Origin of the sequence: Nocardia sp. NPDC057440, assembly GCF_042802915.1 — a bacterium.
Lineage (GTDB): Bacteria > Actinomycetota > Actinomycetes > Mycobacteriales > Mycobacteriaceae > Nocardia.
Genome location: NZ_JBHVDF010000010.1, coordinates 29,902 through 43,303, shown reverse-complemented (window position 1 = coordinate 43,303; position 13,402 = coordinate 29,902). Strand labels below are relative to the sequence as shown.

Sequence of the window (13,402 nt, the reverse complement as noted above, 5' to 3'; positions counted from 1 at the left end):
CTCGGTGACCGTAACGGTCACCTGGAAACGCCGACCGGTGTCCGCGCGCCCCGTCCCCTCCGGGTTCGCGCGAGCCGGTCGGCGATGCTTGTTTCCCGCGGCCGTAGTGCTCGTTTGTGTCCCGCTCAGCCCAAGCGACGCGGGCCCGCGTCGAAACGGCTGGGTTCCGGGCCTATTCGGGCTCGGGCGTAGAGGATCGAGGCCGACGCCGCCGAGGCGAGAACCGGATCGAAGGACAGTTCACGAAGTTCGGGGATGTCGTCGAAGAGGGCCGAAATGCGTTGGGCCAGTTCGGCGAGGGCAGCCTTGTCGACGCGCGGGCTGGCCGGGGTGCCGGACAGCAGTGGCGCGGCGCGCGGTGCGTCGATCAAGGCGGTGGCCTCATCCTCGGTCAGCGGCAGGGCGCGGTAGGCGCGGTCGCCGAGGAGTTCGATGATCAGACCGGACAGACCGAATTCGATCACCGAGCCGAACGACGGGTCGTCCTGCACGCGTAGCACGCAACCGACGCCGGGGGTCGCCATCTTCTGGATGTGCAAGACGGGGTCGCCACTGAGTTCCGCCAGATGGGCGTAGGCCTGGCGCACCGCCTCGGGCCGCCACAGATCGAGTCGGACACCACTGAGGTCGGGCCTGCGCCGCCACAGTTCACCGGTGGCCTTGGCCGCCACCGGATAACCGAGTTCTGCTGCCGCAGCGACGGCCTCGTCAGCGTTGTGCACTTCGCGATATTCCACAACGTGGATGCCGTAACAGTCCAGCAGGTCGACGGTTTCCTGGTCGGTGAGCCTGCGACCGGCAGGGTCTGCCATCCATTGCGCCACCAGTCCTCTGGCCCGCTCGGTGTCGATGTCGTTCGGGCGGCGGACCACCGAGACCGGCTTGGTGCGCCACTGCGCGTAGCGCCGCACCCTGGCCAGCGCCCGCGCGGCACGTTCGGGGTCAGGGTACGACGGTATCGAGCCGCGCACTGCCGTTCCGCCTCGCCCGCGCATCGCCAGCAGGTTCGGAATCCCTTGTTCGGCAACAAAAGTGGTCAGGATCGGCTTGCCGGAGTCGGGCACGGCCATGGCGGCCTCCCGGATGGCGTCGGCGAATCCGGCCATCGGCAGCGGCACCGGAGGGGCGAAAACCACTATCACCGCGTCGATCTCATCCGAGCGCAGTGCCGCGACCACGGCGTCCAGGTAGGCGCCCGGCGTCGCCTCCGGGCCCAGGTCCACCGGCTCGCCCACCGACTGCTCATCGACGCCGCGCTCGGTCGGACGGGGGCGTCGAATGCTCTCGGTCGCGCCACTCGTCGGCCGTCGCACCTCCAGTCCTTCCCCACGGGCGGCATCGACGGCCAGCCAGTTCAACGCGGCACTGTTGCCGACCACCGCCACCCGGGGACCGGCGGGCAGCGGCTGGTAGCCCAGCAGCGCAGCGCAGTCGAACAGCTCCGAGATCGAGTCGACCTGAACGATGCCCGCCTGCGCGAACAGATCCCGCACAATGGAGCGGTCCATATCGCCGGTCGGCTGCGCCCGTGCCGCGAGTCTGCCGCTGCTCACCGCGACGATCGGTTTGGTCCTGGCGACCCGGCGCGCAATGCGGGAAAACTTCCTCGGATTTCCGAAACTCTCCAAATACAGCAGGATGACCTCGGTGGCGGCATCGGTGTCCCAGTACTGCAGCAGATCATTGCCGGACACGTCGGCGCGATTGCCCGCCGACACGAACGTCGACAATCCCAGGTTGCGTGCGGCCGCCTCACCGAGAATCGCGGCGCCCAACGGTCCGGACTGACAGAAGAATCCGATGCGCCCGCGTCCCGGCAGCAGCGAGGCAAGGGTTGCGTTGAGCGCAACCGCCGGATCGGTATTGGCGATGCCGAGCGCGCTGGGACCGACCACGCGCATCCCGTGCCCGCGTACGGCGGCCACCAACTCGCGTTCGGCGGCGACACCGTCCGCGCCGGTCTCCCCGAAACCAGCGGTCAGCACCACCAAACCCTTGACGCCCTTGGCCATACAGTCGTCGAGGACCGAACCGATGGCCGCGGCGGGCACGGCGACCACCGCCAAATCCACCTCGTCCGGAATATCGCGCACGGTCGGATAAGCCCGCACCCCGCGCACCGACTTCCGATTCGGATTGACTGGAAACACCGGCCCCTGGAACGCACCGGAGAGCAGATTAGCCAGCACAACGCCACCCACCCGCCCGGTGCCAGGGGTCGCGCCGATGACAGCCACCGAACCCGGCGCGAGCAGATTGCCCACACTGCGCGCCTCCGAGGCCCGCTCACGTGAATCACGCACCGAGAGCAGGGCTTCGGTCGGGTCGATGGCGAATTCCAGGTGCAGCACCGAGCCGTCCCTGCTGCGCTCGACCTGATAGCCCGCGTCGCGGAAGACCGTCACCATGACGGTGTTCTCGGCGAGCACCTCGGCGACGAACGTCTCGATCTTGTTCTCCGCGGCGGCGCCTGCCAGATGTTCGAGCAGAATCGAGCCGAGGCCGCGGCCCTGGTGCTCGTCGGCTACCACGAACGCGACCTCGGCGGCGCGCGGCCCGGTGCGCGCGAGCAGCTCGTAGCGGCCGACCGCGATGATCGCCTCGCCGAGTTCGAGCACCAACCCGACTCGGTCGTGGTGATCGACGTGGGTGGAGCGGTAGAGGTCCTTGGGCGAAATACGTGGGTACGGACCGAAATAGCGCAGATACCTGGTGCGGTCGGACAGCGCGGCGTGGAACTGCTGCAGTCGATCGGCGTCGTCGGGAGTGATAGGGCGAAGCCGCACCACGCCACCGTCGGAGGCGAGCACGTCGGCGAACCAGTGCTGGGGCGGCAGGGGCGGCACCGCGGGGGCGTCCGGGGAATCCGGGGAATCCGGGGAATCCGGGGAATCCGGGGAATCCGGGGAATCCGGGGAATCCGGGACAAGTGTCGGCTCAGTCACGGGGGTCCTCCGGATCCAGGCCGAGCAACCCGAAGGTGGCCCGGCGCGTGGCCAATACGGCCGTGTCGATGGCACGTTGAGCGCGGTCGATCCGCGCGTCCCCAGTCTCCCCGGTGCCGCCCGGCCCGTCCCACCGGCGGTAGGCGATGTCGCCGCCATCACTCATGGTCCGCGGCAGGTCGACGGCGGGCGCTTCGATGCCGACGCGGTCGATCCAGTCCTGCGGCACTGCGGTTTCCGGTGCGACGGTGCGGTCGAGCGCAGTCGCCAGCAGGTGTGCCCAGGCCCGCGGCACCACCCGGACCAGGCCGTATCCGCCGCCGCCGACGGCCAGCCAACGACCTTCCGCATGCCGGTCGGCCAACTCTCGCATCGCGAGGAAGGCCGCGCGCTGGCCGTCGACGGTGAGCTCGAGATCGGCCAGCGGATCCTCCCGATGGGTATCGACGCCGCATTGGCTGACAATGATCTGGGGCCGGAATGCCGCCACCGCGCCGGGCACCACCGCGTGGAAGCCGCGCAGCCACTGGGCATCCCGGGTACCGGGCAACACCGCGAGATTGATCGCGGTGCCCTCGGCGGGACCACTACCGGTCTCCTCCGGCCATCCGGTGTTGGGCCACAGCGTGGCCGGATGCTGATGGATCGATATGGTCAGCACCCGCGGATCGGAGTAGAAGGCCCGCTGCACGCCGTCGCCGTGGTGCACATCCACATCGATGTAGGCGATGCGGTCGAAGCCGTGATCGAGCAGCCATGAGATGGCCACGGCCGCGTCGTTGTAGATGCAGAACCCGGCAGCCGAATCGGCCATCGCGTGATGCATGCCGCCGCCGATGCTGACCGCCCGCCGCGTGCGACCCTCCGCGATTTCGCGGGCCGCGGCCAGGGTGCCGCCCACGATCACCGATGCGGCCTGATGCATCCGCGGAAATATCGGGTTGTCCGATGAACCGAGTCCGTAGTCCGGCGCCAGCGGCGAGCCGACCGGCGCGGTGGCGTGCGCCACAGCCTCGATGTACGCCGGGGTGTGGATGCGCAGCAGATCCGCGATATCGGCTGCGGCGGGCTCCAACCGCTCGACACCGTCGAGCAATCCGAGACTTTCCGCCAACGCCATGGTGAACTTCAGCCGCGCCGGTTTCATCGGATGCTGCGGCGTCCAGGCGTAGTCGAGGAACCGGTCGGTCCAGACGACGGTTCCGGTAGCGGTGGCCATGGTTGCCACGCTAGAGCGTTTCGAGCCACTTGTCGGTGCCTGCTGGTATAGAAGCGCAGGTGTCGATCGAGTTGTCGACACGCTACGGCGGGAAGCTAACAACCCCACAGGTTGTTCGTATGCAGTAGAACTACAGGCGAGTGCGAACACGGCGAGACCGCCGTGCGCCGACAGGATTCCCGCAGCACAGTGCATTGGATCGTGACACCAGAGCGAGAGACGGTCCGGCACACGGTGGTGCCGCTGTGCGTGGGTAGAATTCGTGCCGACGAAGGGGTTATACAGGTGAAGGATCTGGTCGACACCACGGAGATGTACCTCCGTACCATCTACGACCTCGAGGAAGAGGGCGTGGTGCCCCTGCGCGCCCGGATCGCCGAGCGCCTCGAGCAGAGTGGTCCGACGGTGAGCCAGACGGTCGCTCGCATGGAGCGCGACGGTCTGCTGCTGGTCGCCGGTGACCGTCATCTCGAGCTGACCGACAAGGGACGCAGCATGGCTGTCGCGGTGATGCGCAAGCATCGCCTCGCCGAACGCCTGCTGGTCGACATCATCGGCCTGGACTGGCAGAACGTGCACGCCGAGGCGTGCCGCTGGGAACACGTCATGAGCGAGGATGTCGAGCGGCGACTGGTCGAGGTGCTCAACCATCCGACCACCTCCCCCTACGGCAACCCCATCCCCGGCCTCGACGAGCTGGGCATCATTCCGCCCACAGGGTCCGAGGAGACCCTGGTGCGACTGTCGGATCTGCCGCACGGACAGGTGCACGCGGTCGTCGTGCGCAGGCTCGCCGAGCACATCCAGACCGACCCCGAGGTCATCGGCCAGCTGCGTGAGGCCGGCGTGGTGCCCGACGCGCGCGTAACGGTCGAGACCAAGCCGGGTTCGGTGGTCATCACTGTGCCGGGCCACGAGGGTTTCGAGCTCTCGGACGAAATGGCCCACGCCGTCCAGGTGAAGCTGGTCTGACACGTGAAACTTCTGGTTACCGGCGGCGCAGGCTATGTCGGTGGGGTATGTGCGCAGGTCCTGCTCGAAGAGGGTCACGAGGTCGTGGTGGTCGACGATCTGTCGACCGGCAATGCCGACGGCGTCCCGGCCGACGTCCGCTTCGTCGAGGGTGATGTCGCTGTGGCCGCCCCCGCGCTGCTCGCCGCCGAAACCTTCGACGGCGTCCTGCATTTCGCCGCGCAATCGCTGGTCGGCGAGTCTGTGCAGCAGCCGGAGAAGTACTGGCAGGGCAACGTGGTGAAGACACTGGAGCTGCTGGAGGCGATGCGCACCACAGGCACGCCACGGCTGGTGTTCTCCTCGACCGCGGCCGTCTACGGCGAGCCCGAGCAGGTGCCGATCACCGAGGATGCGCCGGCCCGCCCGACCAACCCGTACGGCGCGTCGAAACTTGCCATCGATCACGCCATCACCTCCTACTCGAAGGCGCACGGGCTGGCCGCGACCAGCCTGCGCTACTTCAACGTCGCGGGCGCGTACGGCGGTCTCGGCGAAAACCGGGTGGTGGAAACTCATCTCATCCCCCTCGTGTTGCAAGTCGCTCTCGGGCACCGCAAGGCGATCTCGGTCTTCGGCACCGACTGGCCCACCCCCGACGGCACGGCTGTCCGCGACTACATCCATATCCGCGACCTCGCCCAGGCCCACCTCCTGGCGCTGGACACCGCCGAATCGGGCACGCACCGGGTCTTCAACCTCGGCAGCGGCACCGGATTCTCCGTCCGCGAAGTGATTTCGGCCTGCGAACGCGTCACCGGCCTGCCGATCGCCGCACAGGATGCCCCGCGCCGCGCGGGCGACCCCGCGACCCTGATCGCCTCCAGTGATCGCGCGGTCGCCGAACTCGGCTGGCTCCCGAAGCACAACGACCTCGACGAGATCGTCGGCGACGCCTGGGGGTTCCTGTGCGCCTTGGGTTCCCGCGCCCACTCGGCACCTTAGGCGAGCGCCCGGAAGCGGAACCCGACCGGCTCGTCCGATCCGGGGCCGCGTGCGCAACCATCCACCTGCTGCCCCGGCGAGCGTTCGCGGACCCGGCGCACTGGCGCACGCCATCAACAGCCCCAGCGCAGCTGGGCTCTGCCGTCGTCGACGCAACCAGCCGGCGGCCGCGGTGGCCCGCCGCGATCGTTCAGCACAACTCGATGCCGAGATCGGCGGCGGTCTCCAGACCGGAGCGCGCCAGTCTGCGCAGCTGACCCGGGCGCATACCCGCGTGCAGCGCGGTTTCCAATAGGATCGCCATCGGGTGTGACGGGTCGGCCTCCAGGGCCGCCTGGAAGGCGATGCCCGCCAGCGGGCCGTCGCCGCGGACATAGGCACTGTAACCGAGCAGCGCGGCGGCATCGGCGCGATCGGAATCCGACAGCACTCGGACCAGCTCCGCCCACAGCCGCTCCGCCGAAGCGGCGTGGTCCCCGACCGCCAGCGCGAACAGCGCATCACGCACCACTCGATCACGCAGTGCGGCAGCAAGTTCCGCCAGTTCTCGCGCTGTGAGCCTGGTGCCGAATTCGGTATTGGCGATCTGCCACAGCACATGCTCGAGCATTCGGCGGTGGTAGCCGTCCGGGTCGCCGCGCCGGACCGCCCTCGCATATCGGTCGCGGGCGGCGGTGACCGCGTCCTCGAGCTGGGCCGCGACCTGTGCGCGCAGTGGGCCGTCCGCGGCCACCATGGCGGTCAGCTCCGAGCGGGCGCGGTGGATGGGTCTGCCGTCGAGGACATGCGCCACCGTCACCATCGAGGTGGCCGGATCCGGCAGCGCCCCATGTCGTTCCGCGTCTGGCAGGCTCCACCATCGCTCATCCTTGTCGATCGCGCGGACGGCCCAGGCGCCCCCGAGAATGACACCGTGATCGTCGACGAGCTGCCGGGCCAAGGTGGCGATCAGTGCTCCGTGCGACCCGGTGCGGGTGACGCGGCGAGCCTCGGAACGACGTTGTGCCGGTGCACGAACGCGGTCATCGACGATCACCGCCAGCACCTCACTCGCGTTCTCGCCGTGGCAGATCCGTCCGACCTGCTCCGCGAACACCGCTGCGGGCCCGCAGCTGCCGCGGGCGCCCTGGTCCAGATCGAACCGGACCACCGCGTCGATGATCGGGATGTCGACGTGCTCGGGAGCGGTGCGCAGCACCGCGACGACGAGCGAGCGCTCCGGCACGAATCCGACCATTGCGGGCATCGCCGCGATCAATTCACCGGGATCGTCGATGCGTAGCTGTATCGGCGCGGCAGACTCGAACCGCGGGGGTTGCTCCGCACAAGTGACGGTGCGGCGCATGCGATCGCCGGAATCCTCGACTGCGGCGGGGTCAACGGGAGTGGTCATGCGTCGAGCGTGCGCTCGCCCATCACCATGTCCGGGTGACCGACCAGGGCTTTCCACTGCCCTGGGGAAAACCCTTGTCCTGTGGGCGAATAGGCCCTGGCGCCGAGACAGTTGCCCGGCCTTGTCGGTGCTGCCTGCTATTGTCCATCGCCGTCCTGCTGCGCGAACGCGGCCTACGCCTGCCTGACCCGCTGCACCGCCGTCGTGAACAGCTCGTCCAGCGCGGCCGTATCCGGCTTCGCGTCGCTGAAGGACATGTACGTCACCGTAATCCGCACATCACCGACCTGACCGGTCAACGTCTGCATGGATTGGGTCAGCCCGGCTCCGCCGACCTCCGGCGCCACGGTGCGCCGCAACGCCAGCGTGTCATCGGCGTCGATCGGCGGCGGCTGCTGCAGTCGGGTGGTGACGGTGGTGGTGGCGCCTGCCCGGGCGACCTGCAGCGTTTCGCACCGCTTCAGCTGGTTGCGCAGCGCGGCCAACGGCTGGTCGGTCCTGGTCAGTTCGACGGTGACGGTGGCGCGGCCGCTGTTGTCGGTGCCGACCGCGATGGCCGTCTGATCGGGCCCGAACCGCTGCTCGGGCGGCAGGCAGCCCTCGGGCCGCACGGTCGAGCCCCGCCCGATGCCGGTGAGATCGCCCGCGGCCTGCGCGGCCGCCTCCGGTGGTAGCACGACCGCCGGATACCGGACCGGGAACTGCGCGGGATCCGGTAACAGCGCCGAGAGTTGGGCGCCGATGTGGCGCTGCACAGCGGTCGGTGTGGACGCGACCGGGTGACCGGTCACCGTCGATGCACAGCCTGCAAGCAGCAGCGCACCCGCGACGGCAGGCAGACAGCCCGACACCGCGGATTCGAGTTGCCCCCGGCGCATCGAATCGGGCACAGTCACCCGACCACTGTGCCAAATTCCCGGTGCCCGACTGCGATGCCACGCCGTGCGCGGCCGGCGCGGGAATGCGGAGGGCAGCACGGCGGTTGGCTGTTGATATGGGTCGGTGTCCGGCCGTGAGCGCGACCGTCTGCGCCATGGGGGACAATGGACAGTGGTTCGCCCGCTGCGAGGCGGCAACACGCCGAAGACCTGGAAGTTCTTCGGATAGCTTGCGGCTCGCATCGGTGGACCGCGCAGGAAGGAGTACGCGATGGACCACGAGTCGCGAATGTACGAGTTGGAGTTTCCCGCTCCGCAGCTGTCATCCGACGACGGCTCGGGTCCGGTCCTGGTGCACGGACTGGAAGGCTTCACCGATGCCGGACATGCGGTGCGGCTGGCGACTACGCACCTGCGCGAGAGCCTCGAAAGCGAACTGGTCGCCTCGTTCGATGTGGACGAGCTGTTGGACTACCGCTCGCGGCGCCCGCTCATGACGTTCAAAACCGATCACTTCTCGGACTACGCCGAGCCCGAGCTCAACCTGTGGGCGTTGCGCGACACCGCGGGCACGCCGTTCCTGCTGCTTTCGGGCCTGGAGCCGGACCTGCGCTGGGAGAAGTTCACCACCGCGGTGCGGCTGCTCGCCGAACAGCTCGGCGTGCGGCGCTGCATCGGGCTGAGCGCGATTCCGATGGCGATCCCGCACACCCGTCCGCTCGGCATCACCGCGCATTCCTCCGACAGCGACCTCATCGCCGAGCATCAGCGCTGGCCGGGCGAGCTACAGGTGCCGGGAAGCGCGTCCTCGCTGCTGGAGTACCGGATGGCACAGCACGGGCACGAATCGGTCGGGTTCTCGGTGCATGTGCCGCACTACCTCGCACAGACCGCCTACCCGGAGGCCGCGCAGACGCTGTTGGAGAACGTCGCGGGCAATGCGGGTCTGGAGATTCCGCTGGCCGCGCTCGGTGAGGCCGCCGCGCGGGTGCGCGAACAGGTCAACGAGCACATCGCGGGCAACTCCGAGGTGGAGACGGTCGTGCATGCGCTGGAGCGCCAGTACGACAGCTTCGTGACCGCGCAGGAACGCCAGTCGAGCCTGCTCGTCGGCGACGGTGAACTGCCCAGCGGCGACGAGCTCGGTGCGGAGTTCGAGCGCTTCCTCGCCGAACAGGGCGGCTACGACGGCAACGGCGACGCCGGGGGCGACGAGACCAAGTAAGGGATTAAGCGCCGATCACCGGGCGGTCGGCCACCCGAAGGCAGCCCGTAGGGTGGTCGGAGTGGATCTGACCGAACTGCTCGAGATACCGGGAACCGACGCCGACGCGCTGTATGAGTCGTTCGGGGCGTGGGCGGCCGAGCAGGGCACGCCGTTGTATCCCGCACAGGACGAAGCGCTGCTGGAGCTGGCGTCCGGATCGAACGTCATCTTGGCCACCCCGACCGGCTCCGGCAAATCACTGGTCGCCGTCGGCGCGCATATGTTCGCACTGACCCGAGGTCAGCGCACCTACTACACGGCCCCTATCAAGGCGCTGGTCAGCGAGAAATTCTTCGCGCTGTGCGAGGTGTTCGGCGCCGACAAGGTCGGCATGGTGACCGGCGACGCCGCGGTGAACCCGGAGGCGCCGATCATCTGCGCGACCGCCGAGATCCTGGCCAACATGGCGTTGCGCGAGGGCGCGGCCGCCGATGTCGGCCAAGTGGTGATGGACGAGTTCCATTTCTACGCCGACCCCGATCGCGGCTGGGCCTGGCAGGTGCCGCTGCTGGAGCTGCCGCGCGCCCAATTCCTGCTCATGTCGGCCACCCTCGGTGAGGTCGACTTCTTCGCCGCCGATCTACAGCGCCGCACCGGCAACCCGACCGCCGTGGTCGCGGGCACCGAACGCCCGGTGCCACTGAGCTATTCGTATGCGCGCACACCCATCACCGAGACGCTCGAAGACCTCGTCACCACCAACCAGTCCCCCGTCTATGTCGTGCACTTCACCCAGGCCGCCGCGCTCGAACGCGCCCAGGCGCTGACAAGCGTGAACTTCGCCACCCGCGCCGAAAAAGACGCCATCGCCACCGCATTGGGCGATTTCCGCTTCTCCTCGGGTTTCGGCAAGACCCTGTCGCGACTGATCCGCCACGGCATCGGCGTGCACCACGCGGGCATGCTGCCCAAGTACCGCCGCCTGGTGGAACGCCTGGCCCAGGACGGACTGCTGAAGGTCGTGTGCGGCACCGACACCCTCGGCGTCGGCATCAATGTGCCGATCCGCACCGTGCTGCTCACCGGCTTGACCAAATACGACGGCGTGCGCACCCGCAGGCTCAAAGCCCGCGAATTCCATCAGATCTCCGGTCGAGCGGGCCGCGCCGGATTCGACACCCTGGGCACGGTCGTGGTGCAGGCGCCCGACCACGAGGTGGAGAACACCAGGCTGATCGCCAAGGCGGGCGACGATCCGAAGAAGCAACGCAAGGTGGTGCGACGCAAACCGCCGGAGGGCTTCGTGTCCTGGAGCGAGGAGACCTTCGACCGTCTGGTCACCGCGGCTCCGGAACCGATGGTGTCGCGCTTCGCGGTCACGAACTCCATGCTGCTCAACGTGATTGCCCGACCGGGCAACTGCTTCGAGGCAATGCGTCACCTGCTCGAGGACAATCACGAGCCGCGCCCCGCGCAGCGCCGCCACATCCTGCGCGCCATCCGCCTCTACCGGGCGCTGCGCGATGCCGGTGTGGTGCAACAGCTTCCGGAGCCCGACGCACAAGGCCGCAGAGCCAGGCTCACCGTCGACCTGCAACGCGACTTCGCCCTCGACCAACCGCTGTCGCCGTTCGCACTCGCGGCATTGGAGCTGCTGGACAAGGAATCTCCCGCCTACACCCTCGAGGTCGTCTCACTCATCGAGTCGACGCTGGAGGATCCGCGCCAGCTGCTGATGGCCCAGCAGCACAAGGCCCGTGGCGAGGCGATCGCCGAGATGAAGGCCGACGGTATCGAATACGACGAGCGCATGGAACTGCTCGAAGAGGTCACCTGGCCCAAACCGCTTGCCGAGCTGATCGATCCGGCCTTCGAGACCTACCGCGGCGGACATCCGTGGATGTCGGAGTTCGCGCCGTCGCCGAAGTCGGTGGTGCGCGACATGATCGAGCGTTCGATGACTTTCGCCGAGCTCATCTCGCACTACGAGCTGGCCCGCTCCGAGGGCGTCGTGTTGCGCTACCTGGCCGACGCCTACCGCGCATTGCGCCGGACCGTGCCGGAATCGGCCCGCACCGAGGACCTCGACGACATCACCGAATGGCTCGGCGAACTCGTGCGCCAGGTGGACTCGAGCCTGCTCGACGAATGGGAGCAGCTCACCAACCCGGGCGCGGAGACCGACGCCGACCAGCTCGCCTTCGGCGCCGAGACGATCCGCCCGATCTCCGCCAATGAACGCGCATTCCGGGTGATGATCCGCAACGCCATGTTCCGCCGCGTCGAGCTGGCCGCCCTGCGTCGCTGGGACCTGCTCGCCGACATGGGCACCGGCCCGGACTGGGAAGCCGACCTGGCCCCTTATTTCGCCGAATACGAACGCATCGGCACCGGTCCCGACGCGCGCGGTCCGCAACTGTTCCAGGTGGAACTACGCCCCGAGTTCTGGCACGTGCGCCAGGTACTCGACGACCCCGCGAACGACCACGGTTGGGCCCTGGAAGCGGTCGTCGATCTGGCCGAGTCCGATGCCGCAGGTGAGGTCGTATTCGACGAGGTCACAGTGTCCGCAGGGTGATCATGGTCAAGGTGTCGTCAACGAGTTCGTAATCGGGGCCGTCGCGCTGATACTCTCTCGCGCGGTGCCTGAACGACGGCACAGCCAAAACCTTGGAGAGTTCCCTTAGATTGATCGGTTCAAACATGCCCGAATCACCCTTCTTGGTCATCGACCCCGAGCGGGTGCGCGATAACTTCCGCGCACTCCATATCGCGCTGCCCACGGCGCGAATTCGGTTCGCGGTCAAGGCAAGCCCGGTTCCGGAGCTCATCCGGCTGCTGGCGGAGGAGAGCGCGGAGTTCGACGTCGCCAGCATCGGCGAGATCGAACTGTGCCTGCGTGAGGGCGTCGACCCGGCACGGATGTGCTACGGAAACCCGATCAAAAAGACCGCCCACATCGCGGCCGCCTACGCCGCGGGCGTGCGCCGCTACGCCTTCGACACCGAGGACGACCTGCTGCGCATCGCCGCACACGCACCAGGCTCCGAGGTCGAATGCCGCTTCCTGTCCGCGGCCCCCGAATCCGAGACGCCGTTCGGCACCAAGTTCGGCTGCAGCCCCGCCGAGGCGTTGCGCCTGCTGGTGCGCGCCCGCGATCTCGGGCTGATCGTGGCGGGACCGTACTTCCACGTCGGATCCCAGCAGCTGGACCCCGAGGCCTGGCGGATCGGCATCGAACAGGCCGGAAGTATCGCTGCGGCGTTGGCGGACAAAGACATTCGGGTCGAGTCGGTGAACATCGGCGGCGGCCTGCCCATTTCCTACGTCGAGGCGGCGCCCGCGCTCGACGACATCGCGGCCGTTGTCGCGGCCGCGACCGCTGAATTCCTGCCCGAGACCGCCGGACTCGTCATCGAGCCGGGCCGTGCGCTCGTGGGGTCGGCGGGCACTATTCACGCCGAGGTGGTCGGCGTGCGCATCGCGCCGGATGGACGGCGCTGGGTGTATCTCGACATCGGCCGCTACAACGGGATGGCCGAGACAGAGAACGAGTACATCGCTTACCGCTTCGTCACCGAACGTGACGGTGATCCCGTAGACGAGGCGGTGGTGGCCGGTCCGACCTGCGACGGCGACGATGTACTGTATCAACGCACGCGAGTCCTCCTTCCGACCACGTTGCGAGCCGGTGATCGCATCCAGATCCTCGACACCGGCGCCTATACCGCGAGCTATTCGTCGGTGTCCTTCAATGGTTTTCCGCCCTTGACCGTTCATGTCTCGGGCGCTGAGCGAGAGTGA

General features: G+C 68.2%; 10 protein-coding genes. 5 read left to right on the top strand and 5 right to left on the bottom strand.

The features are described 5' to 3' along the window. Positions 1–125: 125 nt before the first annotated feature. Together ACFU4Z_RS21165 and ACFU4Z_RS21160 are read right to left on the bottom strand one after the other, a co-directional pair. Complete coding sequence (locus ACFU4Z_RS21165; protein WP_379065509.1) at positions 126–2,945, bottom strand: GNAT family N-acetyltransferase; 2,820 nt, start codon at positions 2,943–2,945, stop codon at positions 126–128. Further along, complete coding sequence (locus ACFU4Z_RS21160; protein WP_379065507.1) at positions 2,938–4,164, bottom strand: acetoin utilization protein AcuC; 1,227 nt, start codon at positions 4,162–4,164, stop codon at positions 2,938–2,940. Before ACFU4Z_RS21160 ends, ACFU4Z_RS21165 begins: the two co-directional genes overlap by 8 nt. A gap of 285 nt (positions 4,165–4,449) precedes the next feature. On the opposite strand from ACFU4Z_RS21160, the gene ACFU4Z_RS21155 reads away from it, so the two are divergent. Continuing rightward, positions 4,450–5,136 carry an iron dependent repressor, metal binding and dimerization domain protein gene (locus ACFU4Z_RS21155; RefSeq protein WP_328413207.1) on the top strand — a complete coding sequence of 229 codons (687 nt, stop codon included), beginning with the start codon at positions 4,450–4,452 and terminating at the stop codon, positions 5,134–5,136. 3 nt (positions 5,137–5,139) lie between these two features. After that, the gene (gene galE, locus ACFU4Z_RS21150; RefSeq protein WP_379065505.1) at positions 5,140–6,120 is read left to right on the top strand and encodes a UDP-glucose 4-epimerase GalE; all 981 of its coding nucleotides are present in this window, start codon (positions 5,140–5,142) and stop codon (positions 6,118–6,120) included. Positions 6,121–6,310: 190 nt separating this feature from the next. Here galE and ACFU4Z_RS21145 read toward each other — a convergent pair whose 3' ends face one another. Both ACFU4Z_RS21145 and ACFU4Z_RS21140 read right to left on the bottom strand, forming a co-directional pair. Continuing rightward, on the bottom strand, positions 6,311–7,513 hold the full coding sequence (locus ACFU4Z_RS21145; protein ID WP_379065503.1) for a DUF4192 domain-containing protein: 1,203 nt from the start codon (positions 7,511–7,513) through the stop codon (positions 6,311–6,313). A 173-nt stretch (positions 7,514–7,686) separates the two neighbouring features. Next, positions 7,687–8,409, bottom strand: a complete 723-nt coding sequence (locus tag ACFU4Z_RS21140; protein ID WP_379065501.1) for a DUF5642 family protein — start codon at positions 8,407–8,409, stop codon at positions 7,687–7,689. Between the two features lie 253 nt (positions 8,410–8,662). Here ACFU4Z_RS21140 and ACFU4Z_RS21135 point away from each other — a divergent pair, with 253 nt between their 5' ends. After that, complete coding sequence (locus tag ACFU4Z_RS21135) at positions 8,663–9,616, top strand: PAC2 family protein (protein ID WP_379065499.1); 954 nt, start codon at positions 8,663–8,665, stop codon at positions 9,614–9,616. Between the two features lie 61 nt (positions 9,617–9,677). Continuing rightward, on the top strand, positions 9,678–12,176 hold the full coding sequence (locus tag ACFU4Z_RS21130) for a DEAD/DEAH box helicase (RefSeq protein WP_379065497.1): 2,499 nt from the start codon (positions 9,678–9,680) through the stop codon (positions 12,174–12,176). Here ACFU4Z_RS21130 and ACFU4Z_RS21125 read toward each other — a convergent pair. Continuing rightward, complete coding sequence (locus ACFU4Z_RS21125) at positions 12,157–12,303, bottom strand: hypothetical protein (RefSeq protein ID WP_379065495.1); 147 nt, start codon at positions 12,301–12,303, stop codon at positions 12,157–12,159. The two genes, ACFU4Z_RS21130 and ACFU4Z_RS21125, sit on opposite strands and share 20 nt — an antisense overlap. Between ACFU4Z_RS21125 and ACFU4Z_RS21120 the strand changes: the two genes are divergently transcribed. Further along, entirely contained in the window at positions 12,302–13,402 is a 1,101-nt protein-coding gene (locus ACFU4Z_RS21120) for a type III PLP-dependent enzyme (RefSeq protein ID WP_379065493.1), read from the top strand. The two genes, ACFU4Z_RS21125 and ACFU4Z_RS21120, sit on opposite strands and share 2 nt — an antisense overlap.